22 protein-coding genes are annotated in these 26,165 nt (G+C 71.3%); 6 read left to right on the top strand and 16 right to left on the bottom strand.

The features are described 5' to 3' along the window. The first annotated feature begins 38 nt into the window (after positions 1–38). Entirely contained in the window at positions 39–1,553 is a 1,515-nt protein-coding gene (locus KSE_RS00185) for an NAD(P)/FAD-dependent oxidoreductase (RefSeq protein WP_014133211.1), read from the top strand. A gap of 35 nt (positions 1,554–1,588) precedes the next feature. Here KSE_RS00185 and KSE_RS00180 read toward each other — a convergent pair whose 3' ends face one another. Then, positions 1,589–2,146 (bottom strand): hypothetical protein, encoded by a 558-nt coding sequence (locus KSE_RS00180; protein WP_014133210.1) that lies wholly within the window; start codon positions 2,144–2,146, stop codon positions 1,589–1,591. Between the two features lie 582 nt (positions 2,147–2,728). Here KSE_RS00180 and KSE_RS00175 point away from each other — a divergent pair. Continuing rightward, positions 2,729–3,757 carry a YncE family protein gene (locus tag KSE_RS00175; protein WP_014133209.1) on the top strand — a complete coding sequence of 343 codons (1,029 nt, stop codon included), beginning with the start codon at positions 2,729–2,731 and terminating at the stop codon, positions 3,755–3,757. Between the two features lie 318 nt (positions 3,758–4,075). Here the strand turns inward: KSE_RS00175 and KSE_RS00170 are convergent, their stop codons facing one another. The 12 genes from KSE_RS00170 to KSE_RS00115 all read right to left on the bottom strand — a co-directional run bounded on the left by KSE_RS00170 (position 4,076) and on the right by KSE_RS00115 (position 13,903). Then, on the bottom strand, positions 4,076–4,915 hold the full coding sequence (locus KSE_RS00170) for an IS5 family transposase (protein WP_014133208.1): 840 nt from the start codon (positions 4,913–4,915) through the stop codon (positions 4,076–4,078). A gap of 263 nt (positions 4,916–5,178) precedes the next feature. Next, entirely contained in the window at positions 5,179–6,018 is an 840-nt protein-coding gene (locus tag KSE_RS00165; protein ID WP_014133208.1) for an IS5 family transposase, read from the bottom strand. A gap of 339 nt (positions 6,019–6,357) precedes the next feature. Continuing rightward, a complete protein-coding gene (locus KSE_RS00160) occupies positions 6,358–6,771 on the bottom strand; it encodes a hypothetical protein (protein ID WP_033258913.1) in 414 nt (137 codons plus the stop codon). A gap of 125 nt (positions 6,772–6,896) precedes the next feature. After that, complete coding sequence (locus tag KSE_RS41850) at positions 6,897–7,298, bottom strand: hypothetical protein (protein ID WP_033258912.1); 402 nt, start codon at positions 7,296–7,298, stop codon at positions 6,897–6,899. Positions 7,299–7,479: 181 nt separating this feature from the next. Continuing rightward, a complete protein-coding gene (locus KSE_RS00150) occupies positions 7,480–8,334 on the bottom strand; it encodes an IS5 family transposase (protein ID WP_014133206.1) in 855 nt (284 codons plus the stop codon). Positions 8,335–8,408: 74 nt separating this feature from the next. Next, entirely contained in the window at positions 8,409–8,837 is a 429-nt protein-coding gene (locus KSE_RS00145; RefSeq protein WP_014133205.1) for a hypothetical protein, read from the bottom strand. A gap of 3 nt (positions 8,838–8,840) precedes the next feature. Further along, entirely contained in the window at positions 8,841–9,962 is a 1,122-nt protein-coding gene (locus KSE_RS37950; RefSeq protein ID WP_014133204.1) for a DUF6192 family protein, read from the bottom strand. 667 nt (positions 9,963–10,629) lie between these two features. Further along, the gene (locus KSE_RS00135; RefSeq protein WP_014133202.1) at positions 10,630–10,824 is read right to left on the bottom strand and encodes a hypothetical protein; all 195 of its coding nucleotides are present in this window, start codon (positions 10,822–10,824) and stop codon (positions 10,630–10,632) included. 88 nt (positions 10,825–10,912) lie between these two features. After that, positions 10,913–11,767, bottom strand: coding sequence for a pentapeptide repeat-containing protein (locus KSE_RS37945; RefSeq protein WP_051055068.1), 855 nt, complete (start codon positions 11,765–11,767; stop codon positions 10,913–10,915). Next, positions 11,764–12,105: a hypothetical protein gene (locus KSE_RS00125; protein WP_014133200.1), complete on the bottom strand. Its 342-nt coding sequence runs from the start codon at positions 12,103–12,105 to the stop codon at positions 11,764–11,766. Before KSE_RS00125 ends, KSE_RS37945 begins: the two co-directional genes overlap by 4 nt. Positions 12,106–12,269: 164 nt before the next feature. After that, positions 12,270–13,067: a peptidoglycan-binding domain-containing protein gene (locus KSE_RS39490; RefSeq protein ID WP_051055599.1), complete on the bottom strand. Its 798-nt coding sequence runs from the start codon at positions 13,065–13,067 to the stop codon at positions 12,270–12,272. A gap of 68 nt (positions 13,068–13,135) precedes the next feature. Next, positions 13,136–13,903: a hypothetical protein gene (locus tag KSE_RS00115; protein WP_041293870.1), complete on the bottom strand. Its 768-nt coding sequence runs from the start codon at positions 13,901–13,903 to the stop codon at positions 13,136–13,138. Positions 13,904–14,122: 219 nt separating this feature from the next. On the opposite strand from KSE_RS00115, the gene KSE_RS00110 reads away from it, so the two are divergent. From KSE_RS00110 to KSE_RS00095, 4 genes are all read left to right on the top strand, one after another. Next, positions 14,123–15,403, top strand: coding sequence for a hypothetical protein (locus tag KSE_RS00110; RefSeq protein ID WP_014133197.1), 1,281 nt, complete (start codon positions 14,123–14,125; stop codon positions 15,401–15,403). 896 nt (positions 15,404–16,299) lie between these two features. Continuing rightward, on the top strand, positions 16,300–17,316 hold the full coding sequence (locus tag KSE_RS00105; RefSeq protein WP_014133196.1) for a terpene synthase family protein: 1,017 nt from the start codon (positions 16,300–16,302) through the stop codon (positions 17,314–17,316). Between the two features lie 531 nt (positions 17,317–17,847). Beyond that, the gene (locus tag KSE_RS40710; RefSeq protein WP_033258910.1) at positions 17,848–18,117 is read left to right on the top strand and encodes a hypothetical protein; all 270 of its coding nucleotides are present in this window, start codon (positions 17,848–17,850) and stop codon (positions 18,115–18,117) included. A 1,001-nt stretch (positions 18,118–19,118) separates the two neighbouring features. Next, complete coding sequence (locus tag KSE_RS00095; RefSeq protein ID WP_014133193.1) at positions 19,119–19,610, top strand: hypothetical protein; 492 nt, start codon at positions 19,119–19,121, stop codon at positions 19,608–19,610. A gap of 170 nt (positions 19,611–19,780) precedes the next feature. Here KSE_RS00095 and KSE_RS00090 read toward each other — a convergent pair whose 3' ends face one another. The 3 genes from KSE_RS00090 to KSE_RS00080 form a co-directional block, all read right to left on the bottom strand. Beyond that, entirely contained in the window at positions 19,781–20,047 is a 267-nt protein-coding gene (locus KSE_RS00090; RefSeq protein ID WP_231873102.1) for a hypothetical protein, read from the bottom strand. 528 nt (positions 20,048–20,575) lie between these two features. Next, on the bottom strand, positions 20,576–22,729 hold the full coding sequence (locus tag KSE_RS00085; RefSeq protein WP_014133191.1) for a P-loop NTPase fold protein: 2,154 nt from the start codon (positions 22,727–22,729) through the stop codon (positions 20,576–20,578). A 170-nt stretch (positions 22,730–22,899) separates the two neighbouring features. Further along, positions 22,900–26,082, bottom strand: coding sequence for a DEAD/DEAH box helicase (locus KSE_RS00080; RefSeq protein ID WP_014133190.1), 3,183 nt, complete (start codon positions 26,080–26,082; stop codon positions 22,900–22,902). Positions 26,083–26,165: the final 83 nt, after the last annotated feature.

Here is a 26,165-nt window from a genome sequence, read left to right as displayed (position 1 = left end):
ACGACCCCCGGATCCGCCCGGGGAGGAAAGGACTTGCTGTGGGAAGTCGGGAACCGGACACGACGGAGACCCCCGGGGCGGGCGGCCGGGGCGGGCAGGCGTTCGACGTGGTGGTGGTCGGCAACGGGGTGCTGGGGATGTCCCTGGCGGTGGTGCTGCTGCGGCGGGGCGCGCGGGTGGCGGTGGTCGGCGACGGGAACCGGCCGCTGGCCGCGTCGACGGCGTCCGGGGCGATGAACGGGTGCTTCGGCGAGGTGACCGCGACCACGACGGCCACCGCGCACGGGCGGGCCCGGCTGGAGATGGACGTGCTCGCGGCCCGCCTGTGGGACGACTGGCTCGCCGGACTGGAGGAGGACGGCGGCGCAACGGTCCGGTGCGCGCGGGGAACGCTCGTCATCCACAACACGATCGGCATGGCGGAGATCGACGACACCGCGATGACGGCGATCCGCGCCGCGCTGGAGCTCCACGGGGAGCCCTTCGAGAGCGTCGATCCCACCGAGGCCGTCCCCTGGCTCGATCCGCAGCCGACCGCCCGGCCGCTGGCCGGCCTCTTCCTCCCCCGCGAGCACGGAGTCGACTCCGGCGCGCTGCTCAAGGTCCTGCACCGCGCCGTCGTCCGGCTGGGAGGCGTCCTGGTCCCCGAGCACGCCGTCCGCGTCGTCCACGGCGCGGGCCGGGCCGGCGGGATCGCCCTGGCCGACGGGACGGTGCTGGCCGGTGACCGGGTGGTGCTGGCCGCCGGCGTCGGCACCCAGGCGCTGATGGACTCGCTGCCCCCCGAGGTCAGCGCCCCCGTACCCCGGCTGATCAGCGGGTTCGGCGTGTCGGTGGTCCTGTCGAACGGCCCGGCCGCCGCCCCGCCGGACTGCGTCGTGCGCACCCCCAACCGCTCCTTCGGCTGCGGGCTGCACACCGTGCCGCGCGGTCCCGACCGGGTCTACGTGGGCGCCACCAACACCACCCGGCCCCGCCCGGGCAGCGACCCCAGCGTCCGCGACCTGGCGTTCCTGCTGGACTGCGCCGCCCGGCAACTGCGCAGGGACCTGTGGTTCAGCGACATCACCGCCACCAGGGTCGGGAACCGGCCGATGACCCTGGACGGCCACCCCCTCCTCGGAGAGACCCTCCTGCCGGGGCTGTGGCTGATGACCGGCACCTTTCGCGACGGCCTGCACACCTCCCCGCTCCTGGCCTCCCGGCTGGCCGACCGGATCCTCGACGGAACGCCGCCCACACCGGAGATGGACCTCTTCCGGCCGACCCGGCCACCGATCCAGACCATGGACCGCCGGGACACCGTCCGCCACGCCACCGTGCACCGCCTGGCCGTCGGCCACGAGTGGAACTGGTCGCTGCCCGTCGAATGGCCCGTCCACCTCGAAGAGATGTACGAGGCCAAGTACCGGGCCGTCGCCGAGCGGACCCACGACACCATCACCCCGCCGCCGGAAGTCCTCGCCTACATCCCCGCCTTCCCCGAGCTCGCCGACATGCTCGACGCCTACTACACCGCCAGCCGGCCCCGCCTGGGCGCCTCCGGCGATTGATCCGGCGGCGGGTCGCAGCGGGGTCCGCGGTGGGCTCAGCTCTGGCGGTCGGTCGTGCGGCGGTCGGGGAAGAGGCCGATGAACGCGTCGAGCCAGCCCAGTTCGGCGCGGGCGAGGGTGTCGCGTTCGCACTCCTCGGTCCTGATCCTGGGGAGGGTGAAGGTGTACTCGCCGCGCCAGCCCTGGTGTTCGCCGGCGGTCACGGTGCCCTTCAGGACGGCGGTGTCCTGGGAGCGGCGTTCGGGAGTGCCCTTCAGGGTGGTGGAGGTGGCGGGGGTGCTGTCGAAGACGACGGTGACCTCGGTGAGCGCGTCCAGGTCGTCGGGCTCTTCGCAACTGGCCCGCACGGTGCGGGTGGTGACGCTCTTCGCGGTCTCGGCGGGGAAGTGCTCGCACATCTCGTACAGGACGGTGGTGGTCACGGTCGTGGTCTTCGGCTCCGCGCTCAGCGGGGGGTCGTAGGTCTGGTGTCCGGAGGCGCCGTGGCAGCTCGCGCCGTCGTCGTCGCCGGCCGCGGCGGGAGACGCGGCCGGGAGGAGGAGCGAGGCGCCGAGCAGCAGGGGCAGGGCCAGCGAGAGGGGACGGGTACGCATCGGGACTCCATGGGTGTTCGGCGGCGCACGAGGGCCGGGGAGGGGGAAGGGCTCGCTCGCGGGAGCCGCCGCAGATGCCCTGCCGCCCCTTCGGGCGTCCGGAGCGTCGGGGCGCGCGAGCGCCTGGTGGATCCCCATGGCACCATCCGGCACCGGCGGCGGCCCGCATTCGCCGTTCGTGTCCCGGTCCGCGAAAGCCGTGAACGGGGTGCCGACCGCGACCACCTGTCCCGGGGGCGGAGCGCACGATACGGGATCGTCCCGGTTGCGTCACTCCGGACAGATGACGGAACGCGGGCGAGCGCGGCCGTCCGGGTGCAATCCGGCGCGAGGGACGGCCGTCGGGTGCGGTCGGGCCTTCCCGCCGGTGATGCTGTGCACCGTCCCCGCCGGTGAGGTCCTCCCGGCGGTCCCGGAATCCCCTGCCACCTCCTGGAGTCGAACGCATGTCCCTCCGAGTCGGCCGGCTGCGGTGCGCGGCGATCGCCGCGCACCGCAGCCTGCGTCGCCTGCCCCGCCTCCGCGAGCGGATCCCCCGCCGGAGCGCACGCGCCGCGCGCCACGAAGCCCTCGATCGCGGAGGTGGAGCCGGGCTTCCACGGGAACACCGGGAAGCCCGAAGGCGACCAGCGCTACATGTCCTCGGTCACGTACGCGCTCTACAACTCGGCCCGCAAGGAGATGATCCTCTTCGACCTGCTCCAGGGCGGACGGCTCCGGATCCCCGTGCAGAACGACTCCGCCGGCCTGTTCATCGCACCCGACCAGACCGACCGGGTCACCCGCGTCGCGATCGACAACACCACCGGCTACCTGTTCTCCTGGGACCTGATCGATGCCCGGCTCTCCCGCCAGTACGTCGGCAAGAGCCAGCGGCCCCACAGCGACTACCTCTTCGAGGCCGCCGAGCCCAACGGCCCCACCGGGCCGATGACCACCGACCTCGACCTGGACCGCACCCGCGGCCTGGTCGCCGCCTACTACGACGAGGACGGCGACGGCCGCGGCCACGACGCCGTCCTGATGGTCTACGGCACCACCGACGGCAAGCAGCGCGCCGTCGTGACGCTCCCCGCCGACAGCACCGGCGAGATCGCCGTCGTCCCCGGCACCGACCGGATCTACGTCACCGCCCCCGCCGGCCCCGACACCCTCCTGCACGCCTACGGCACCGACGGCACCCGGCACGAGGACCTCCGGCTGCCCGGCGTCACCGACGCCGGCTCCTTCGTGACCGACCCCGGCACCGGCGACCTGTACTTCTACGGCGCCAAGGACGGTACGGGCCGGCTCCTGACCCGCAGCGCCGCCGACGGCACCGTCCGCGCGGTCACCGGCCTGACCGGTCATCCCAACGACGTCGTCATCGACGACCAGGCCCGCCTCGCCTACGTCCTCACCACCGAGACCACCAGCCCGCCCGGCGACCCGTCACCGAGCCTGCGCAACCGGGTGGCCGTCGTCGACCTCGCCACCCGCGCGGTCCTCGCCGACACCCCGATCGAACAGCACGGCCTCGGACTGGACTTCGACCCCCAGACCCACCTCGTCTACGCGGGCGGCCGGCGCGGCGACCTCTACGGCATCACCACCCTCCAGTACACCCCCTGAAACCACCCGGACCCCGGCCCGGCCTGGGTCCGGTGCTTCGAGGCGCTGTCGGAAGAGGCGGTGGTGTCCGCGCCGCGGTGCGCACCGCTCCGATTCCCGATCCGCGTTCCAGCCGGCACGGCGAACGCTCCACCGCTGGCCGCTCGGGCCAGGGCGGGAACACCGACCTCGGCACGGGTCTTCACCGCGCGGCGCCCACAGGCCGCCCCAAGACGAGGTTGCGGCCCCGAGGCGCCGGTGAGACCTGCGGCAGGGTTCGCGGCCGTCCCCGCCATGCTGACAGATGCTCACTGGGCGTTTCATCCCTGCGTTCAGAGTTCATGTTCCGCGCCAGGTGGGGGTGGATTCGCCGGTGAGACGGCGGGTCATGAGGCTGATCATCGCGACGTGGACCATGGCTTCGGAACGGGCCGGGAGGGCTTCGTAGTCGCGGGCGAGACGGCGGTGGTTCATGAGCCAGCCGAAGGTCCGTTCGACGACCCAGCGGCGGGGCTGGACGACGAATCCTCTGGTCGCAGGGTCGCGGCGGACGATCTCGACGTCGATGCCCAAGGTGGCGCCGTGTTCGACGACGGCGTTCTTGTAGCCCATGTCGGTCCAGGCCTTGCGGATGGCGGGGTGCTCGGTGGCGACCGCGGTCAGCAACTGCTTGCCGGCGGCGCCGTCCTGCACACTCGCGGCGGTGACCAGGATCATCAGCAGCAGGCCGATCGTGTCGGTGACGATGCTGCGCTTCCTGCCCACGATCTTCTTGCCGACGTCGACGCCCTGCGAGGAGGTGGGGACGTTCGTGGAGGTCTTCACGCTCTGCGAGTCGACGATGCACGCCGTCGGCTCCGGACCGCGGCCCTCAGCCGTGCGGACCAGACGCCTCAGCAGTCCGTTGAGCTGCTCGAACACGCCTTCCTTCTGCCATCGGGCGAAGTAGGCGTAGACGGTCTCCCACGGCGGGTAGTCGTGCGGGAGGTAGCGCCAGGGGATGCCGGTGCGATCCACGTAGAGGATCGCGTCCAGGAGGTCGCGCAGTTCGTGTTCGGGAGGGCGGCCGAACGCGAGGGCCCGCTCGGTGCGGGCCCGACGCCAGGCGGTGAGGGTGGGTTCGACCAGGGCCCAGCGGGCGTCGGACAGGTCGCTCGGATACCGTCGACGATCCGTCATGACAACGGCATACTGCGGGATTGCCGCGTTGCCCAGGGCTCGCGGCACCCGAGAGACAAAAGCCGGTGGGCTCGACTTCTTGGGACGAGACAGGAGGAACCGCGCAGTTCCGGCGGACATAGGGGTAACAGTGGCACTCCTGCCACCAGGACCCCAAGCGTCACCGAACGCCGGCAGCCCGAGCTCCCCGGAAAACGAGACCAACCATCCCAACTACGGGTGAAACGCCCAGTCACTGGGCGTTTCATCCCTGCGTTCAGAGTTCATGTTCCGCGCCAGGTGGGGGTGGATTCGCCGGTGAGACGGCGGGTCATGAGGCTGATCATCGCGACGTGGACCATGGCTTCGGAACGGGCCGGGAGGGCTTCGTAGTCGCGGGCGAGACGGCGGTGGTTCATGAGCCAGCCGAAGGTCCGTTCGACGACCCAGCGGCGGGGCTGGACGACGAATCCTCTGGTCGCAGGGTCGCGGCGGACGATCTCGACGTCGATGCCCAAGGTGGCGCCGTGTTCGACGACGGCGTTCTTGTAGCCCATGTCGGTCCAGGCCTTGCGGATGGCGGGGTGCTCGGTGGCGACCGCGGTCAGCAACTGCTTGCCGGCGGCGCCGTCCTGCACACTCGCGGCGGTGACCAGGATCATCAGCAGCAGGCCGATCGTGTCGGTGACGATGCTGCGCTTCCTGCCCACGATCTTCTTGCCGACGTCGACGCCCTGCGAGGAGGTGGGGACGTTCGTGGAGGTCTTCACGCTCTGCGAGTCGACGATGCACGCCGTCGGCTCCGGACCGCGGCCCTCAGCCGTGCGGACCAGACGCCTCAGCAGTCCGTTGAGCTGCTCGAACACGCCTTCCTTCTGCCATCGGGCGAAGTAGGCGTAGACGGTCTCCCACGGCGGGTAGTCGTGCGGGAGGTAGCGCCAGGGGATGCCGGTGCGATCCACGTAGAGGATCGCGTCCAGGAGGTCGCGCAGTTCGTGTTCGGGAGGGCGGCCGAACGCGAGGGCCCGCTCGGTGCGGGCCCGACGCCAGGCGGTGAGGGTGGGTTCGACCAGGGCCCAGCGGGCGTCGGACAGGTCGCTCGGATACCGTCGACGATCCGTCATGACAACGGCATACTGCGGGATTGCCGCGTTGCCCAGGGCTCGCGGCACCCGAGAGACAAAAGCCGGTGGGCTCGACTTCTTGGGACGAGACAGGAGGAACCGCGCAGTTCCGGCGGACATAGGGGTAACAGTGGCACTCCTGCCACCAGGACCCCAAGCGTCACCGAACGCCGGCAGCCCGAGCTCCCCGGAAAACGAGACCAACCATCCCAACTACGGGTGAAACGCCCAGTCAGTACCTGTTTTCGAAGTTCCTGACAGGATCTGCCCTGGTCGGAAATCGAACAGGGTGGAACAGGGGCGTTCTGCATGACCTGCGGTTGGCTCTTCGACCAGGGCTCAGGGAGCGGTCGGCGGCACAGGTTGGATGGGCAAGCGGGGAGTGAAGAGCATCCCGTAGATGGCGATCAGCCACGGCGCCACTACCTGAATGATCAGCCAGGCGGTCAACAGAAACACGACTACGGTTGTAAAGGTCACCTTCGTCCTGATCTGGGGCTCCGGGGGCGCAAGGTCGGGCGCTGCACACCTGTGCACCGTGGCACTGTCCGGAACCGGGGCTTGGTCGCGCTCTTCCCTTCCCCGATGTATCCACACATGCACGGTTATCGGCCCCGATTCCAAGTGCTCGGCACGGGCGATATCTGCGACCTGGACAGCCAGCTCGGCTGCCGAGCCGTAGTAGCCGGGGCGCGTGCCGTATGTGCGCCAGCCTGAACCGCCAACAGGGGTAACCAGGTAGACGAGATGCATGATTTGCCGCTCTCCGTTTCATTTCATAGCAAAGTTCCTGGTACCTGTTCGGGAGGTTCCTGCCGGCATCTTCCCAGGCCCGGACCTCAGTTGGGGCCGTCGGCGGCCCCCTCGACGTGCTCGGTTCAGAGGTCGCTGGCGAGCCGGGCCGGGGTGGTGAGGAGGGACAGCCGTCCGGCCTCGGCCGCGGGCCGGAAGTCGAAGACGCCGGTGAACGGGCCGGTGATCAGCAGCAGGGTGCGGTGGTCACGCAGGCGGCGGCGCCAGTGCCGGTCCGCGCCGATCTCGCCGTCGAACCAGGCCGTCCCGCCGGGGCGGTGGAGGGTCAGCCGGTAGTCGTCCAGGACCGCTGACCAGCCCGGTTGTGGCCCGGCGGCCGGGTCGAAGGCGGTGGTGCGGTCGGCCCAGCCGTCCTGGGCGATCACCGGGCGGTCGGGGGCGGCGGGGAGGATCAGCGCCGGGCGCCCGTCGGGCATCAGCTCCGGCCAGGGCCTGGAGTGCAGGCCGGCGCCGCTGATCAGCTCCATGCTGGTGCACTTCTCCCGTCCGGATCGCTCACCTCGCTGCCTGGCGGTCAACATCATCGGGCAGGAAGCGACCCGGCGTCGGCGAACGGCCTGACGGGCGGTCAGCGGCCGTGGGAGAGTGGACTGCGGACGCGCTGCGGCCCGGTCCCGGACCGAGTGACGGCGGTGGTAGTGAGAACGATCAGTCCCGCTGGGTTTCGCGGGAGGCCGTCTGTCCGGTCCGGGTGGAGTTGCGCCGGGTGATTCTCCTGGTCATCACGGTGATCGTGGCCCAGGTGATCAGCGATTCGGAGTGCTGGACGAGCCGTTCGTAGTCGCGCGCGTGCCGGCGGGCGTGCATCACCCAGGCGTGGGTGCGCTCGACCACCCAGCGCCGGGGCAGGACCACGAACCCCTTGGCCTCCTTGGGCCGGTTGACGGTCTTGACCGTGAGGTTCAGGTACTTCTTCGCCCAGCTCACCAGCTGGCCCGCGTAGGCGGAGTCGGCCCAGACGATCGTGATCTCCGGGTGCATCAACCTGAGCCGGAACAGCACCTCCTTCGCCGCGTCGCGGTCGGTGACGTCGGCAGGGGTGACCATCACGAACAGCGGCAGGCCCTTGGTGTCCACGACCAGGTGCCTCTTCCTGCCGTTGATCTTCTTCGCGGCATCGTAGCCGCGCGAGTCCTTCCCGACGGTCTCGGCGGCCTTCACCGACTGCGAGTCGATGATCGTGGCGACCGCCTCCGGGCCGCGGCCCATGTCCCGGCGGATGCGTCGGCGGAGCTGGTCGCGGATGCGGCCGACCACCCCGGCCGCCGCCCAGCGGGCCATGAACCCGTAAGCCGTCCGCCAGGGCGGGAAGTCCTTCGGCAGGGCCCGCCACTTGCAGCCGGTGTCCACGACGTAGCGGATCGCGTCCACGATCTCGCGGCGCGGGTGCTTCTCCGGGCGCCCGCCGGCCTTCGTCTCACAGGCCGGGACGGGCAGCAGCGGCTCCAGCAGCTTCCACTCCTCGTCCCAGGTGTCCGAGGGGTAGCAGCGGCGGCGGGCCATCGACTCCTCCTCTCCGAGGGGCTGTTGGCGGGCCCGGCCGCCGAAGGCGGCCGGGCCCGGAAGGGGGGTGACGATCACGCGTCGATGTAGTCGGCGATCACGTCGAGGGTGGACTCCACCGAGCTGAGCTGGGTGTTCAGGTGCCTCACCCAGCGGCCCTTGGGCTGCAGGACAGCGTGCGGGGCGACGACGCCGGTGATGAACCGGCGGATCTCGGTGAGCTTCTCGCGGATCACCGCGACCTCGTATGCCTGGAGCTCGACGGGGTCCGAGCAGAACTTGTAGCCGTCGGTCCGGCTCCAGATCAGGGGCGGCCAGCCCCGCTCGGCGATGGTGTCGCGCAGGCAGGCCAGCCCCGAGCGGGTCTGACTCGTACTCAGCCCGGACGCCCGGCTGAGCTGGGCGAAGACCAGGCCCGCGGGCCTCGCCTCGAACAGCACGAAGCGGACGGTGTCGGCGTGCCGCTCGGCGGCCGCCGATCTGCGGCGGGCAGCACGGGGCATCGCCTACTCGCCCTGGAGCAGGCGGGCCAGCTCGCCGTCCATGTCCACCTTCCCGGTGTCCACCGCGGTCTCCACCCAGTCCAAGGTGGCGCGGACCCGCGCGCAGTTCTCCCGGATCACGGCCTGCTCGTCCTCGCTCAGCTGCCGGTCGCGAAGGCCCGGGACCACCCGGCCGGCAGCGGCGACGAACGCGTGGCAGGCGGTGACCAGGTCGAGGAACTCCACCGTCCGGTCGATGTTCTTCACCGCCGGCGCGACGGGGTTGGTCTGCTCGAAGTGCTCGCGGGCCTGGCGGCCCCGCTCGACCTGGGCGTGGTTGACCTGGTGGCGGGCGGTGTCGTCGGCCATCGCGCGGGCCGCGACGTCCGGGCGCCGCAGCAGGCCGGTGGTCACCTCCGCGGCGACCGTCTCGTCGCGGGTCAGCTCCTGGACGACCCGGACCTTCTCGGCCGGGGCGACCCGGGCCACCACCTCGGGCCGGCGCAGGAACGAGGGCGCGACCGCCGCGGCGACCTGGTCGTCGCGGGTCAGCTCCTCCACCACCCGGACGCGGTCCTGCGGCTGGACCTGCGCGACCACCTCGGGCCGGCGCAGGAAGTCGCCGGTCACCGTCGCGGCGACCTCCTCGTCCTTGGCCAGGGCGTGGATCGCGCTGACCTTCTCCTGCGGCGTCACCGGGATCTCGACCTGCCGCCCGACCCGCCGGTTCGCCTCGTCCGCCGTCCACCGGCCCTTCTTCCCCGGTGGGGTGAGGATCGCCGCGAACCGCTCGCCTTCGTCGGCTATGCCCGCCAGGGTCCGGTGGACGGTGTAGGACACCTTCGGCTGCCGACGCTCCTTCGGCCACCGCGACGCCACCCAGCGCGTGCCGCTGACCGACGAGAAGGTCAGGCCGATGTCCTCCGCCAGCCGGGCCAGCGACTGCTTGACGCTGAACATCTCGTCCGCCGGCGCCGAGCCTCCCGGCTCGCGCATCGGCTCGATCTCCAGCGCCGCGTCCCCGATCGTGAACTGGCCGCGGGTCTGGTTCTCCACCACCTCGCGCAGCAGGGCCACGATCTCCTCGTAGCGGCTGGCGCTGACGCTGCCGACCTTGTCGGCCGTCGTCTCGATCTCCTGAGCCATGTGGAATCTCACCACCAACTCGCAGGCCGGGCACGGCCGTTGGCCGTGACGGGACCGGCCCGCTTCCGGCAGCAGAGTCGGACCGCCGGTGAGCTGATCACAACAAAAGCCTTGCCGCTGACCGGAGTTGACCGTTTCTGGGCGCATCCGCCGTTCGCTCAACGGTCACTGTGACCGTTCGCCGAACGCTTCGTTCCGCCGCCGCCAGGCCCTCATCACGCACCGCCGCGAGCAGTAGACCGCGTTCGAACGCCGGTCCACCCCGGCCACCCACCGCTCGCCGCACTCCGGGCACTCGACCCGGCCGACGCCGCTGAGTTCGGCCGCCACCCGCTTCCGCAACCGGCAGTCCACCCGCCACTGCCTGGCACGACACGCCGCCGAGCAGTAGACGGCACCGGGCGGCGACTCCGGCCTCAGCCGTCCGCCGCAGCACCTGCACCACCGCCCGCCCACCGGGCCGCTGTCCTCGGACACCGGCCCAGGCTAGGGCTCCAGGCTATCCAAAACAGGGGTTCAGACACAGGCACTGACCCCTGCCGCGCTCCGTCCCGGCCCCGTACGGCCCGCTGACGGCCGCTCAGCACCCCGCCGGGCCAGGGCCCGCACAGCGAAGCGGCGAGGCCGCCACCGAGTCGGTGACGGCCCCGCCGCTTGCTACCCGCTCCTACCAGTCCAGCGCCGGGCCGCCGTAGCCCTCGCCGCCCTCGTCGCGCCCGAACCGCGGCCGCTCCCGGTAGAGCACCGGCGCCCGCTCCGGGTGCGGCTCCAGGCCGGGCGGCGCGGCCGTGACCGCGACCGCGGGGACGTGGACCAGGCCGTCGCCGTTGACCTGGACGTGCTTGGCCAGAACCTCCAGCACCCGCTCCGCGCTCCACCCCAGCCCCTGAGCCAGCGCCGACCCGGTCCCTTGGCGCGGCTGGCCTCCGTGCGGCGGAACGGTCTCCCGCTCAGCGCACAGGTACTGGGGAGACGCCGAGCTCCGCGTCGCTGTTCCCCGAGCCCAGTACCCGGTAGCGCCCGTCGCCGAGCGGTTCCGACCGTCGGCGCATATCCGATCCAACGTCGTCCGGCCACTGTGTCTCGTCCGACCAGGTGACATTGACAAGCAGTGTGGGACGACCAGGACCCATACCCCCTACCTGCCCGATTCGGCTCTCGCCGGTCAGGTTCGCGCCGCTCAGGTCCGTGCCGCTGAGGTCCGCGCGGGTCAGGTTCGCACCATTCAGGTACGCGGCGCGCAGGTTCGCGCGGGTCAGGTCCGCGGCGGTCAGGTCCGCGCCGCTCAGGTCCGCGGCGGTCAGGTCCGCGTCGCGCAGGTTCGCGCCGCTCAGGTCCGCGCGGGTCAGGTTCGCGTCGCGCAGGTCCGCGTCGCGCAGGTCCGCATTGCGCAGGTCCGCATCGCGCAGGTCCGCGCTGGCCAGGTAGGTGTCGCGCAGGTTCGTGCCGCGCAGGTTCGCGCCGGTCAGGTACGCGCCGCGCAGGTTCGCGCCGGTCAGGTACGCGCCGCGCAGGTTCGCGCCGCTCAGGTACACGCCGGTCAAGTCCGCGCCGGTCAGGTCCACGCCGGGGTGTACATGGAGGCCTTCCACGATTCGCGAGCTTGTGCGGGCCGCCTCAGCGCCGGGGGAGTCCGAGTCGAGAGGACGCGGATTCGCGGCCGGGGAGACCGCCGGCTGCGCCTGCGCGCCGGCCGCGATCAGAACGCGGGCCCACCAGGGAGAGACAGTGATACGCAGCCACGGACGGCGGGAGACCGACGCGGCGGCGGCACGGCCCAGGAAGCTGTCAACGTAGGCCCTCACGGCGATTCACCTTCCGTGTTCGGATCGTCAACGGGGGAGTCGAGGACCTCAAGGCGTCGGGCGGTCACCTGGACCCCCGACAGGAGACCGCGGATCGTGGCCGGTGCCCCTACACCGAAGATGAACGCCGGCCACGGGCCGCTGATCTGACTGCTGGCGGCGGCGGACACCAGTGCGCCCAGAACCAGGCCGCCGGCCATATGGGTCAGCTCGGGCCACATCTCCCCCTTGCGCCAAGGCCAGCGGGCACCGGCCTCCCTGATCGCCGTCATCAAGGACAGCACCCCGACCGCCCCACCACCAGCCAGGCCCCACAGGGCCGCGTCCCACCAAGACATGAGCGGACCGTACCCACCGACGACACACCCCCGCAGCCACTCCCCCCAACCGACCTGACACCGCAACGGCCCCGTTACCGCCCCAGATCACAGCACAACTGCGGGGCCGCCACCGACTCGGTGGCGGCCCCGCCGTTCGCTGTCCGGGCCCGGACAGCGAACGGTCACAGGGTGTACTTGATGTCCCAGTGCACGGCGCCCTTCTGCGGGTGCTCCAGGACGTACTCGGCGTCGTGGGTCAGCCAGCGCGGGTCGCTGCTGCGGTCCTCGCCGCGGAACAGGTTGTTGGTGATGAACTTGTCGAGGCACGGGTTGGGCCGCACGTCGATCTTGTAGCCGGTGCCGTGGATGCGGGCGCCCACGGTGCTGTGACCGACCTCGGTGCCGCCGGTGACCGTCACGTCGCAGCCGCTGCGCTTCTTCAGCTCGATGGCGAGGTCGAGCGTGGGGGCGAGCATCTTCGTGAAGCTCGTGCAGCCGTACTTGCCCTGGTCCGTGCAGTCCTTGCTGGAGTGCCAGTCGACGCCGGCGGCGCGCAGCCGGGAGATGGCCTGGCTGTTGGTGAGCTTCGCCGGCGCGCCGGAGGACTTCTTCGCGGGCGGGGCGAGCAGGGCGAAGAAGGTGGTGTTGGTGTCGAACCCGGTCGGGGCGAAGTCGTGGACGAGCCCGGTCGGGGCGAGGCCGTGGTCGCGCTGGAAGTCCTGGACGGCGTAGAGGGTGCGCGCGCCGTAGGAGCCGTCGACGGTGACCGGGTAGCCGTGGGCCACCAGGCGCCGCTGGATCTCCTTCACCTCCTCACGGTCCGCCCGCGCCTTCGAGGACGGCTTGGCCGCGGCGGTGGCGGTGGGCGCGGGGACGGCGGCGGCGAGGCCGGTGAGGACCAGCACCGCGGCGAGCAGTGCGAGGAGGATCCGGACGTAGCGGTTCCTGCCTGCTGCGGCCAGGGCCGAGGTCGCGTTCATGGTCATGGGTTCCTTGTCTCGGTATGGGAAAGGGCGTTCGGGGTCGGGGAGTAGGGAAGGTCCGGGGTTCAGGGGCGGGGGCGGCGGGCCCAGGCGGTGGTGTCGGGGCGGGTGGCGTACCAGGCGGTGAGGGCGCCGCCGGCGAGGGTGGCCAGCGCCTGGAGGACCGCGGCGGCGCCGGCCTCGGAGCCGACCGCGAGGGTCAGGGCGCCCATCAGGCACTGCCAGGCGCCGAAGACGACCACCGCGGCGGTGGTGTCGGGGCGGGTGGCGTACCAGGCGGTGAGGGCGCCGCCGGCGAGGGTGGCCAGCGCCTGGAGGACCGCGGCGGCGCCGGCCTCGGAGCCGACCGCGAGGGTCAGGGCGCCCATCAGGCACTGCCAGGCGCCGAAGACGACCACCGCGCGGTGCAGCCCGCCGCGGCCCCGGCCGAGCCGGACGGCCAGGGCGAGGGCGCCGGCCGCGTGCAGCGCGGTCCACACCAGGGCGAGCTGCGCGAAGCCGACGGCGGCCTGGGCGGCCTGCTCCTGGCCGGAGAGCGCGCCCGCGAACCACGCGCCGCGGTAGGCGGCGTAGGAGTCGAGCTCGGCCTGGGCCTGGAGGAGCACGGCCAGGGCCAGGACGAGGTTCGCGATCGCCGCCGCGATCAGTACGATCCGCGTACGCGCCACCGAGCGCGGCGGCGCACCGGCGCCCTGGCGCGGGGGCAGCGGCTGCGCTACGGCCGGCGGGACGGTCGGCGCGTACGCGGGCTGGGGCGGCACGGGCCAGCCGGCCGGCGCGGGCTGGACGGGCATCGCGGGGGCGGTGGTGTGCTGCTGGGACGAGGTGTTCATGGCTTCTCCTGACGGCATGCGGAAATGGGCGCGCGGGGGCGCGCACAGGGGATCGGGGTAGTTGGCGGTGCGTCCGGCGCACCGCTGCAACCGATCCTGGCCAGGAGTGGGGCGGCGGTGAAGTACCTGCGGGGGGCGTCGGGTTTCACTGAAACCCGCACCGCCGTGACCAGTGCTTTCACCGTTTCAGTGGAGATTTCAGGAGGGGTTGCGGACACCGTGGGAACCGACAAGGACCCGGACTACGAGGCGGAGGACCCGGCCTTCGTGGCGGCCGTACTCGCGCTCGCCGACGACATGGACCGCTGGGCGAGACAGGTGTGGGAGCGCATCGAGGCCAAGGGGTGGAATCAGGACCGGATCGCGGTACGGACGCCGGAGGTGAGCATCTCCCCGACGAAGGCGTCCCACTGGAAGCACGGGAGCGGGATCCTGCATACGGACCGGGCCCTGCCCACGGCGCTGGAGACCCGGGTGGTCGCGGCGCGCCTGGAGCTCACCGGCCGGGAAGCGGCGGACCTGATCGAGCTCGGCCGCGCGATCGACCGGGCCTGCACCGGACTGCGCAAGCAGTACCGCTGGAGGCAGCGGGCGAGGAAGGTCCTCGGCCGCAGAGCAGCCGCCACCGACCAGGCCGCAGCCGTGCCGGTGCCGGTGCCGGAGCTGCAGCCGGTGCTGGTGCCCGAACCCGTGCCGGTGCTGGGGCCGGTGGTCGAGCCCGAGCCGGTGTCCGAGCCGGTCGTCCTGCCGCGGGGGCTGCGGCGCCGGGGGCCCGTCAAGGGCCGGCGTTCCCGGGTGAGGATCGGAGCCGGTGCCGCCGCGGTGGCCGTGGTCGTGGGCCTCATCGGCTGGTACGGCAGGTCTCCGGACGTCGGGTCCGCCGAGGCCGCCGAGTCGGCCGGTGCCTCGGCGCCCGCCGCCTCCGGCCCGGCCGCGCCCCTCCCCTCCGGCCCCGTCGCGTCGAGTCCGGCGCCGTCCACCGCCCCGCCGTCGAGCCGCGCGCCGTCCGGCTCGGCCCCGGGGAGCCCACCGTCCTCGCCGTCGGCCTCCCCGACTCCGTCGCCGGTACCCAGCCCGCCGGCCTCCGCCCCCGCCTCCGCGGGCGTTGCGGCCGCGGTCCCCGCCGACACCGGCGAGCACTGCCGCGGCCCCGTGGAGGCCTACACCGACCACCAGGCATCGGTCGACGTCTGCTACCGCCGCTCGGGCGACGACCTCTACATGATCGGCTACATCCAGTCCGCCGCCCGGCCGCTGAGCGTCGACCTCTACCTGTGGCTGAAGGACGGCAGCGGCACCGCCGTCTACCCCACCGACCACGCCGTCGCCTGGACCAAGGTCACCGCGACGGTGCCCCAGGCCCGCAGGGAAGCGAAGATCGCGGTGAAGCTGAACCCCGGCACGACGTACTCCGTCTGCTTCCTGGACTTCCCCACCGGGAGCCCGACCCCGAAGTTCAACACCCCGGGCACCGGCCGGCAGGTCACCTTCGTCTACTGACCGGATCCCGCCCCCGCACCGGGCCGCCGGGGGCCGCTCACCGCCCCGCCGGGTCGGGCACCGGGGCCGTCTCGCCGCCCCGTCCCCGGTTGTTCCTGCCAGCCGGTGGCGGTGCCCGTCTGGCCCGCCGTCGCGCCTCCTGTCCTGAGGGGCGCGGCTGCCAATCCGGTTTCCGGAGCGCGGCTCCTCCGTCAAGGGGAACCACTTCTTGAACTTCCCGTTCGGTCGGGCCGGGCTGTTGCGGCCCCGGTCCGGTGCGGTGCGGCGGGGCCCGGCCCAGGGGGGAGCCGGCCGGGCCTGTCCGCCGCACCGCACGCCTGCCCCGGCAGCGCGGGTCCGTGCCTCCTGGGTGCGGCCGCTCTCGGACAGGAGCCGGTGCCGGGCGGTCGGGGGCGCCGCGGCAGCCGCCCGCCCGCTGCCCGCCCGCCGCCCGCCCGCCGCCCGCCTGGCGGCGGCCGGCCGGCTCGCCCTCCGTTCGAGTGCTCTTGGCGGCCCGTCAATCTTGACGCTATGGCCCTCGTCCGAGGCTGTCCGGTGGAGAGGCCGGCCACCGAGAATCGACGGGGCCGGGCGGTTGTGTACAGACCCGCTCCCACCGGGGTGACTCCTTCCAGGAGGCGCTCCTCATGCTGCCCGTCATCGCGTCGATCAACCAGCACAAGAAAATCCTTGCCCGCCACCCCTTCCTCTCCTCACTCACTGACACGGGCTCCGAGGGGCGAGTATCAGCGGTACAGCCACTAACGCTGAGATTGATCTTGAAAGGGCCGATCGGCCGATCGGCAGCGCAGGTAGCTGTCGGGCGTGGACGGCCGATCGCGCCTGGTGAAGCGGGGTGTTCAGCCTGGGTCTGGACAGCTTTCCTGATCTGTGCCGGACAAGCAGATGGAGTGCTCATGGCCGAGTTCGAGATACCGGACTTCTACGTCCCCTTCCCCCTGGAGTGCAATCCGCACCTGGAGGAGGCGTCCCGGGCGATGTGGGAGTGGATCGACGCAAACGGCCTCGCGCCCACAGAACGGGCACGCGACAGGATGCGGCGCACGGGAGCCGACCTCTCGGGGGCGTATGTGTGGCCCCGCGCCGACCTCGACACACTGACGATCGGTCTGAAATGGATCGCGCTGACCTTCCGGATCGACGACCAGATCGACGAGGACGACACCGCGGAGCGGCTGCCGGCCCGGATGACAGCCATCGACGAGCTGCGCGGCACCCTGCACGGACTCCCGGTCTCCGGGCGGTCACCGACCGCCCGGGCCCTGGGCGCCCTGTGGCAGGAGACCGCCCTCGGACGGCCCGCTACCTGGTGCGATGCCTTCATTGGGCACTTCGAGGCGTTCCTCCAGACCTACACAACCGAGGCCGGCCTCAACGCCCACGGCGCCGGACTCCGCCTCGACGACTACCTCGACCGCAGGATGTACTCGGTCGGCATGCCCTGGCTTTGGGACCTCGACGAACTGCGCCTTCCGATCTTCCTGCCCGGCTCCGTACGAACCTGCGGCCCGATGAACAAACTGCGCCGGGCCGGCGCGCTGCACATCGCGTTGGTGAACGACGTCTTCTCCGTCGAACGGGAGACCCTCGTCGGGTACCAGCACAACGCGGTCACCATCATCCGAGAAGCACAGGGCTGCTCGCTGCAGGAAGCGGTGGACCAAGTGGCGGTCCTCGTCGAAGCCCAGCTCCACACGGTGCTGCAAGCCCGGCAGGAACTCCTCGAAGAACTCGACAGGCAAGCCCTGCCGTCACGGGCTCGCGAGGCCGCAGTCGACTACGCGGCCAACGTCGCCGCCAACCTGAGCGGGCAGCTCGTTTGGCACTCCTCGGTCGAACGGTATGCCGTCGACGACCTCCAGTCCGCGGCCGATCCACGGGCTACCCCGACGACCTCCTCTCTGGGAATATAGATATGGCCGGGATGCTTACCGTGGTCCATTCGCGCAGGCGGATTCGATGATCGCTGTGCCTACCCGGGCGGCCGCTCGATCTACGAGCCCGACGCGGCGGGCCGCTGGATGTGGCAGGGCGACACCCCGTAGAGCGCCCCGACCCCGGTGGCGGCGGTGCCCGCGCCGGCGGAAGGCGTGCGGTGCTACAGCGCGGAGTCCTCGATCGCGCTCTGCAGGCGGGCGCGGACGTCGGCGCGGGCACCGCCGCCACCGGGGTCGGGTCGTCCTCGTCCAGCAGCAGGCCCAGCAACTCCAGGGCGGCCGCGAGGACCGGCACCGGCACCGTCGCGGTGCGCAGCATCTGCAGCTGCGCGGCGGCCCGCTCGGCGGGCGTGGTCGGGGCCCCGGTGATCGGGATGAGGGCGGTGAGCCCGCGGGGCAGGCGGGGAGCAGAGGTCATGGGCCTCATTCTCCCGGGCCGGCGGCGGCCCGGCCGTCCTCCGGCCGGCGTTCGGGCCCGGGTGCCCATCGCCGGGGGAGACTGGGTCCATGACCGACCGTCGACCACTCCACCTTCCCGGCACCGCGCCCGACGACGACGGCGGCCAGGCCGCCGCCGGCCGCCCCCGCCTCCTGCCGATCGAGCGCGCCCCGCACCCCGACCCGCAGCCGCATCCCGACCCGGAACCGGGGCCGGGGCCGGACGCCGGGCCGTCCGGGCCCGTCCCGCGCGCCCGCCGACCCCTCGGGCACGGGTTCCTCGCCGAGCCCGACGGTTATCTGGGGCTGGTTGGCGTTCCCGCAGATCAGCCCCAGTGATCGCCATGTAGGCACATGAGGCACTGCCTGGCCGGCGCAAACTGTTCGGCCGAATAGTTTGGGGGCGTACCGTGACGCGCAGGCGTCATACCGGTCAGTACGGGGTTGATTCGTGACGGCTCGACGTCACGCTGCCGACCGGGCTCGGCGGGAAGCCCGCTGACGCCAGGCGCGGGACCGGCACCGACCGGAGCAGTAGACGGCATCGCGCCGCCGGCTCGCCCTGGCCATGGTCGCGCGCCCACAGACCGGACAGGTCAGCGCCCGGATCAGCCGTCGGTGACTGGCGTAGTGGGCCTGCCCGAGCAGGGTCAGGAAGTCCAGGCGGCGCTGTTCCGCCTTGCGGTCCCGGTACGCCTGGGCCCGGCAGGCGTCGTCGCAGTACCGGCGCCGGGACGAGGCTCCCCGGGGGAGCCGGCCGCCGCAGCTCGCGCAGTACCGGACACGTGCCACAACTCCATGGTGGCGCGCCGTCCGGCCGATTGGTCAGCAGCAGCCCCAAGTCCGGGCGGAAGCATTTCGGTCGAAAATCTTCGCACTGACGTTCCAAACTTTTCGACCGAAACGTTCGGCCTCGACCCGTGCCGCGTGTGCCTCATGAGCCCCCAGATATCGGTTAGCCACAGGCGCCTACAGGCGCTGTTCCTCATGTGGCCAACGGCTCCGGGCCGCCCAAGATAACCACTGACCCCTGCCGCGCCCCGTCCCGGCCCCGTACGGCCCGCTGACGGCCGCTCAGCACCCCGCCGGGCCAGGGCCCGCACAGCGAAGCGGCGGGTGTCCAGGACGGTGTTTCTTGGCCCCGGGGTGACGGCTGCAAGTGGCCCCACCGAGGAACGGTTTAAGTTGGCCCCACCAGGCGGTCAACGGGGCAAGTACGCATGGACGACAGTCGTACCGGTTGCAGGATCAGTCGGACCTCTCGGCTACTGTCTGGGCGGTCGGCGGCAGTGAGCGGTGCCGACTTGAGGAGCGGGGCCGTCCCGCGGGCAGGGGACCAGATGAAGACCGTCAGCGATTTCTTGCCCTTGCTCGGGGCTCCTGTCCGGCAGGACGAAGGGCATCTGATCAAGGAGATCGCTGCCTCCTGGTCGATCACCTTGCCCGAGGACTTCATCGCGATCGCCGGCGCGTACGGCGACGCGCTGATCTCGGACTACCTCTACTTCTGCGGGGCCCGGAAGCTCCGCAGCTACGCCGACCGCATGGGCCGCATGCTGGAGGCGACCCGGACGGTTCCCCACGCGGTGCTGCCAACCCCGGGCGGTGCCCTGGTCTGGGGGAACACGGTCGAAGGCGACCAGCTGTTCCTCGTTCCCCGCGGGGACGGGTCCTGGACGGTCTCGGCGTTCCGACGTGGCTGGGCGGACTGGCACGACACTGACCTCGGCTTCAGCGACTGGTTCCACCTTGCGCTGACCGGCCAGACGGCCACCGACTGGCTGCCCGAGTGGGAGCCACTTCCCCACCCCCTTGAGCCCAGCGACGAGTGACACGGGTGGGGCCACTCCAACCCGTTCCTTCTCGACACTGCCCCGGGCCGCCACCCGGACGGCCTAAAAATGGGACCAGACGAACCCGTTCTGGTGGGGCCAAAACTCACCGGCGCAGACAGGCGGGGCTGCCACCAGCCGGTGACGGCCCCGCCGCCTGCTGCCCGCTCCTACCAGTCCAGCGCCGGGCCGCCGTAGCCCTCGCCGCCCTCGTCGCGCCCGAACCGCGGCCGCTCCCGGTAGACCACCGGCGCCCGCTCCGGGGGCGGCTCCAGGCCGGGCGGCGCCGCCGTGACCGCGACCGGGGGAACGTGGACCAGGCCGTCGTCGTCGACCTGGGCGTGCTCGGCGAGCACCGCCAGCACCCGCTCCGCGCTCCACCCCAACCCCGCGGCCAACGCCGCCAGGCGGCGCCCCGCCTCACCCGGCACCACCACGCGCACCTCCACCCGGTCCACCGGGTGTTCAGCGCCAGTAGTTTTGGAGTAGGTGGATTCAATGGCAGTGCTGTGAGCTGTGGTTCTGCAAAAACTGGGACTACAAGTACCAGGGCTCTGAGCTGCCAATTTCCCTGATCTGGTCGGGGTATGTGGTTTCTGACCTGCTGTTATGCAGCATCTGGGACAAGCCTGCAGAGTGCCTGGTGCGATCTATATACCAGCGTGGTGGTTTGACGGCTCACCGGATCGGCCTGGCGGCGGGATGCCTGTCGAACTGCGGTCCGGTGGCTCACCGGCAAGGGGGTCGGTCTGGGCTGTCCCCGTTTCATTGTCCGCGTCCTGAGGCAACGGCGCTGCCGCCGAGGGCCGCCCTGCGGCTCGGTGTGTCAACGGTGGCCTGCCGCTGCTGTCCGCTGACCGGCTGGGGTCGCCTGAGCCCCGTGCCGCGTGGGTGTCCGCCAGCCCTGACCACCTGGGACGGGAGCGTCCCGAATCGGCGGTCAGAGCTGGCGTTCTGCTCAGCGGTCAGGTGTCTTGAGTGTTGGTCACTTCTGCTGATCCGCTGTCAGGTTGTTGGGTGGCTTCGGCGCGGTCGCGGTCGCGGGCGTGACGGAGTCCTTCGAGGAGCCGGGACTGGTCAGGGTCGGGCGAGGTCTGGGCCTGGTCGAGGACGGTGTAGACCTCGGCACGGTCGATCAGTGCATCGAGGTTGGCCAGAGTGTCGGCGTCCACTGCGCCCCAGGGAGTGCGGGGCGGGCGGACGATCTTGGTGAGTAGGGGCAGGAGCTGCCAGGTGCCGTCGTCAAGGCGTTGGCGGATCCAGGCCCGGGCGGTTGCGTGGTCGATGTGGCGCCAGTTCCAGATGAGATCGACATCGGAGTCGCTGAGATGGGCAGCGGGGCGGGATCCGGGCGTCGCCAGATGCTGGCGCAGCCGCGCTACCAGGCCGGTGCGGGCTTCCTGGACCCAGGCGTCGTCTTCCTGGGCGAAGGCAGGCTTGCTGTTGCTGGGCTCCGTCGCGTCGTACAGGACCCGGCTGGCCAGCATGGCCCCCTGCGGGGTGGCTGCCATGCGCTGCAGGACCTCTGCCCGCCCGTCGGACGGGAGGCTACGGAAGAGGTCCTGGGCGAGGAAGCGCGCGCTCACGTCCGCTCCGAGCAGGCCTTCGGTTTGTGCGGTCAGTGAGCCGTAGCGGGCGGCCAGTTCGAGCAGCAGCGCGGTGGAGGGGACCGGGGTGCCGGCGTCCATGCGTTGCCTGATGCGCCGGCCGATGCGCTGGGTGTCGTTGTCCAGCCGCAGGAGGAGTTCGGCCGCCTCCGGACCGGGGGCTCCGGCCGTCAACTGATCGAGGCCCGTGGTGAGAGCGGCTTCGGAGAGGTCGTCGTCGGGGATACCGAAGGCGACGTAGCGGTCGAAGTAGTCGTTGCTGCCGATGCCGCGACGCCGCGCGGTGCCTGACGCGTCGCCACCGCCGCCGAGCGCCTGCCCGAGCGGAGGGAAGAGCATGGCCAACAGACCGAGCACTCCTTCCATGTGATCAGGGGCGACGCCGGCCTTCTCAAGCCGCTCGCGCCATCGCTGGGTGTGCTCCCCGGACTGGCGCTCACGCCTGGCGGCCGGATCGAAACTGGTGCCGGTGAGTTCGGCGCGGTGGCGGTTCAGCAGGCGGTAGACGCCGGGCTCGCTGGTGCGCAGGAAGGTGACGAGGAGGAAGTCGACGAGGTCGACATCGCCGGCGAGGGCGTGAAGGGATGCGGCGGCCTGGCCGAAGTAGCGCTTGATCGCCCGCGGTGTGCGCAGCCGGTCCTGCAGGTACTGGAAGTAGGCGGTTGCGAGTCGCCGTTCCTCGGGCTCGGTCAGTGCCAGTTGATGCGACTCGAGCAAGGTGCTCAAGGATTGGTCGACAAGTGCGGAGGCGTCGCGTTCGCGGAAGGCGGGCAGGTCCAGCCTGACCTGGATGATCTTTTCCAGGAACTCGCTGGCCCGGTGCTGGGAGTCGCCCACCAGGTCGCTGCGCCGAAGGACGTCGAGGAGGGTTTGCTCGTCGAAGCTGATGAGGTAGTAGACGTTCGGCAGGTTGCCGACCAGGCGCACCAGCTTGAAGACCAGGAGCAGCTCTTGGGGCGTCAGCCTGTCCAGGTCGTCCATGACCACGAGAACGGGGCGTCCCGCCTTGCGCAGTGCTTCGCTGGCGGTCGCCTTGGCGGCTGATGGACTGGTGTCTCCGCTGATCCGCTCGGAGAGGGCCTTGATGGCCTCGCTGGGGTCCAGGCCGAGGAGCCCGCCCACCTTGCCGAGGGGGCTGATGGCCTGGCCGAAGTTGCCGATCTTCTTCCGCGTCTCCGACCACTGGTCGTCTTTGGGCAGCGCGCCGCGGATCTCGCTGAACAGGGCCATGGTGAGGGTGTCCAGGTCCGGGTAGAGCCACGGGTTGAGCTCGGCCACCGACCATGACACACCGTCGGCCGGGCCTTGCCGGAGGTTGCGCAGCACCATTTGCAGGACCGAGGACTTCCCGGACCCCCAGGGCCCGATCAGCGCAAGAACGCCGGACTCGCTCTGACCGCGGACCTCCTGCAGAAGGCCCACGGCGTGGTGTGCGTATCTCTGGTGCCCCAGCAGGTCAGGGGCGTCCGGGCTGCCGTCGACCGGGTCGTCGTTGAAGAACGTGTTGGCCATGCGTGCATCCTGCTCCTGGAGAGGCCCGTCGAAGGGCTGAATGCCTTCAAAGACCTCGCAGCCACTGGCCCGGTGGGTGTGAGGCCGGTGACTGCGAGGTCTTGCTGGTCGGAACGGAAGGGGCGCTTCCACCGGTGTGGGGTGGTCAGCCAGCGGTGCTGTGAACGGGGTCAGGGACTGCAGTACACGGCGAAGTCGCCGGCAGTGGCGTGCCGGACGTACTGCTCTGCTCCGGCGAGCAGGAGCAGTTGGTCGTGGGTGGCGTGTTCGGCCTGGAGGCCGGGTTGGACGACGACGGTGTGGAAGCGGGGGATGAGGGTGCGTGCGATGTCGTGGATCGCGAGGAGTTCCCTGGGGCCGCCGATCTCGTACGGGGAGATGCCGGTGCGCGCGGTGTACTTCTGGGCGCGGTCGCGCAGGTGGTCCAGGAGGGAGAGCGTCCTGCCGCGCCGCCATTTGGCGCTGCGGACGGCCTGGCCGCACACCTCGTACAGGTCCTTGACGCGGCGGCCTGCGGCGGCCTTGGTGTACTTGCAGTGCACGAGTGTGATGTCGAGGTACTTGTTGTCGACGACGCGCAGGCCGACGAGGTCGGCAGCCTCGCCGGGGCCGTCGTCGTCGATGAGGACGTCGAAGGCGCTTGATGCACGCAGGTGCGCCGACATGTGGAACTGGATGGAGTCCGGGCGGCGTTCGGGCCCCTGGGACTCCTTGGTGAGGTCCACGCCCTGCCAGGCCAGCGGTACGAACCCGCTCGTGTCGAAGGGGAGCCGGGCGTAACGGGGGTTGAGCAGTCGGCCCTCGTCGTCGATGAGGCGGTCGCCCTCCAGGAACAGTTCGGGACGGTGGATGTTCAGCCATGCCTGCAGCGGCAGCGCCTGCGTGCCGCGGGTGCTGCTGCGCACTTTCGCATCCGAGCCCAGGGGGCGGTAGACGAGGCGCCTGTTCTCGTAGTCGGCCTGGTAGGGGATGCGCCAGGCCGTGCTGACGAGGGAGAAGCGGAACGGGCCGGTGGGGGAGTGGTCGTCGACCTCGAAGTCGATGTCGGTCATCGAGCAGGAGCGGCCGTCGTGGTGGACGGTGAGCCGTCTGCCGGCGTCGGTGTGGATCTGCCAGGGCCACTGCACTGCGAGTAGGACGTACTCGGGTCGTTCGTCGATGTCCTCGGGGATGATGAATCCGTCGAAGACCCGTTCGACGTTGATGCTGTCGTCCAGGAGCTTGCTGCCCTGGTGGTCGCACCAGTCGGTCCAGGCCTTGAGGTCGGGGGCGGTGGTCGGGGTCCAGAACCGCCCGGCGTAGGCGGCGCTGATGGAGACGCCCTCGCCGTTCTCGAACCCGGACGCGGCGATGTGGGTCTGGCTCTTGTGCTCCTGGGAGGTGTCGAAGCCCTGGGAGACGTCGCTGCCGACGTGCAGGGAGAACCTGGTGAAGTGGTTGCGGGCGTCCTTGAGCCCCACGTTGCTGGGGATGAGCCGGTCCACCCCGGCCAGCACCCGGTAGGTGCGCGCCCCGTTGATCAGTTCGCAGTCCGGCCCCAGCACTGCCTCGGCGAGTTCCTTGTAGGCCCCGGACTTCTCCGAGCCGTGAATGTACAGCAGCCGCCGGGCGACGTCGAAGTACAGGATGTAGAGCTCGTAGACGACTTGTTCAAGTGCCTGTGGCGCGCCCCAGCGGACGGCGGTGCGGTGCTCGACGACGAACCACGCGACCGGGTTGTCCTGGCCGCCGGTGGCGACGGTCTCGTCGAGGACCCGGGCGTTTTTGCGGAACAGGCCGAGCGCGGCCTCCGGATTCCACTGCCCGCTCGCCGCGCGATAGGCGACGGCGCTCATCTTCGGCTCCAGGACGCTGACCGCGACATCGTCCGGGGCATCGGCGAACGTGGCGTCGAAGGCGCTGGTCTCCTCGGCGCTCGACGCGGCGCCGTCGGTCAGACGGTCCAGCAGCAGGTTCCAGTCGGCGTCCTCCCGCAGCAGCTGGCGCAGCGGCGACACGCCGGCGCCGGGTTCCTGGGCGACGAAGACGGTTGCCTCGCCCAGGTCCTTGCGGGCCCGGGCGAAGCGGCCGATGAACTGCAGCATCGGACTCAGGCTCCTGCGCGCCGCGTGCATGGCGGCGATCTTCAGCGCCGGCTCGTCGAAGCCCTCCCCGAGCATGTCGACACAGACGATGATGCGGCAGCTGCGGTCCCGCAGCGCCCGCACGGCGGCGGTGCGGCGGCGGGCGCCCACGTTCTGATGGACCACCGTCGGCGCGAACCCGGGAGCCAGCTCCCGGTAGATCTCGACGATTTCCTCCGCCTTCGGGATGCTCTCCGCCCTCACCATCATCAGGTGGTCGAACCCGGCGTCCAGATCGCTGCGCAGCCGCTCCACCGCGGCCTCCGCGAGTTCCCGGTCGGTGTCCCGCAGCCCCAGGACGGCACGGTAGTTGATCCGCCCGAAGATCCCGTCGCGCTGCGCCTCCCGGAGCGGGAAGCGGAAGATGACGCGCCCCGGCAGGCGCCGGCCGTCTTCCCGGAACGGGGTCGCGGTGAACAGCAGGACAGGCCGGTCGGCGAACGTGTCGATCACGCGTGCCCAGGTGGCGGCGGGGGCGTGGTGGGCCTCGTCGACGATCAGGTGGGAGAAAGCGCCCAGCAGTTTCGCCCGGACGGCCGGCGAGCAGGCGTTGAGCACCTGAGGGGTGGCCACGACCACATTGCAGGCCTGCGCGAACCGGGCAGCCTCGTCCGGGTCCTTGAAGGAGTGCTCCAGCCGGCCCACACACGGGCGCAGCGCGCCGGCCGACACGATGCGCTCGCGCTGCAGGACGCCCAGCGTCTCGAACTTCCCGGCGAGCTGGTCGCGCAGCGCAGCACTGGGAACCAGGACCAGGAGCCGTTCCACCCGGCCGGCCACCAGCACGGCGAGCATGGTCTCCGTCTTGCCCGTGCCGGTCGGCATCACCACCACACCCGGATCGGGCAGTCCGGAGACCCAGTGAGCCATGACGGCGTGCAGCGCGCCGAGTTGGGGGCGGCGCAGGCTGCCCGGCTCGTCGTGGGGGCGGTAGCCGATGGAGCCGCGCAGCGACCGCCTGACGCTGTCGGGACCGGTGCGGGCCAGGCTGCCCCGCCAGCCCACCACGCCCGAGGACGCGCCGGCGGGGAGCACCGCCGTCAGCGCCTCGGCCTCCTGCGGTACGTCGTGCGCCGCGTCGACGGCCGGCCAGCTTCCGAAGACGCTGTGCACCCGTTTCGCCCCGCCGCTCTCAGTGACATCCAACTCGCTCGCAGGGACGAGGAGTTGGCGGACATGGTTCTTCTCGTACTTCGCGGGATCGGCCCACACCTCGGTGCTCGTGTACATGCGCCGCGCCTTCTTCGGAGAGGGAGGTCGAACGTGCGGTCGTGCGGACTGGTCTTTCTCCCGCACAGGGGGCGGCCGGGCTT

It is taken from the genome of Kitasatospora setae KM-6054 (assembly GCF_000269985.1).
GTDB lineage: Bacteria > Actinomycetota > Actinomycetes > Streptomycetales > Streptomycetaceae > Kitasatospora > Kitasatospora setae.
The sequence above is the reverse complement of the archived record's forward strand: the minus strand, read 5'-3'. Positions and strand labels throughout refer to the sequence as shown.

Bases quoted from the DNA above. Each gene is read 5' to 3' on its own strand.
- KSE_RS00180 (WP_014133210.1), bottom strand. From the start codon at position 2,146: ATGCGTACCCGTCCCCTCTCGCTGGCCCTGCCCCTGCTGCTCGGCGCC.
- KSE_RS00170 (WP_014133208.1), bottom strand. From the start codon at position 4,915: ATGACGGATCGTCGACGGTATCCGAGCGACCTGTCCGACGCCCGCTGG.
- KSE_RS00165 (WP_014133208.1), bottom strand. From the start codon at position 6,018: ATGACGGATCGTCGACGGTATCCGAGCGACCTGTCCGACGCCCGCTGG.
- KSE_RS00160 (WP_033258913.1), bottom strand. From the start codon at position 6,771: ATGCATCTCGTCTACCTGGTTACCCCTGTTGGCGGTTCAGGCTGGCGC.
- KSE_RS41850 (WP_033258912.1), bottom strand. From the start codon at position 7,298: ATGGAGCTGATCAGCGGCGCCGGCCTGCACTCCAGGCCCTGGCCGGAG.
- KSE_RS00150 (WP_014133206.1), bottom strand. From the start codon at position 8,334: ATGGCCCGCCGCCGCTGCTACCCCTCGGACACCTGGGACGAGGAGTGG.
- KSE_RS00145 (WP_014133205.1), bottom strand. From the start codon at position 8,837: ATGCCCCGTGCTGCCCGCCGCAGATCGGCGGCCGCCGAGCGGCACGCC.
- KSE_RS37950 (WP_014133204.1), bottom strand. From the start codon at position 9,962: ATGGCTCAGGAGATCGAGACGACGGCCGACAAGGTCGGCAGCGTCAGC.
- KSE_RS00125 (WP_014133200.1), bottom strand. From the start codon at position 12,105: ATGTCTTGGTGGGACGCGGCCCTGTGGGGCCTGGCTGGTGGTGGGGCG.
- KSE_RS39490 (WP_051055599.1), bottom strand. From the start codon at position 13,067: ATGAACGCGACCTCGGCCCTGGCCGCAGCAGGCAGGAACCGCTACGTC.
- KSE_RS00115 (WP_041293870.1), bottom strand. From the start codon at position 13,903: ATGAACACCTCGTCCCAGCAGCACACCACCGCCCCCGCGATGCCCGTC.
- KSE_RS00105 (WP_014133196.1), top strand. From the start codon at position 16,300: ATGGCCGAGTTCGAGATACCGGACTTCTACGTCCCCTTCCCCCTGGAG.
- KSE_RS40710 (WP_033258910.1), top strand. From the start codon at position 17,848: ATGACCGACCGTCGACCACTCCACCTTCCCGGCACCGCGCCCGACGAC.
- KSE_RS00095 (WP_014133193.1), top strand. From the start codon at position 19,119: ATGAAGACCGTCAGCGATTTCTTGCCCTTGCTCGGGGCTCCTGTCCGG.
- KSE_RS00085 (WP_014133191.1), bottom strand. From the start codon at position 22,729: ATGGCCAACACGTTCTTCAACGACGACCCGGTCGACGGCAGCCCGGAC.
- KSE_RS00080 (WP_014133190.1), bottom strand. From the start codon at position 26,082: ATGTACACGAGCACCGAGGTGTGGGCCGATCCCGCGAAGTACGAGAAG.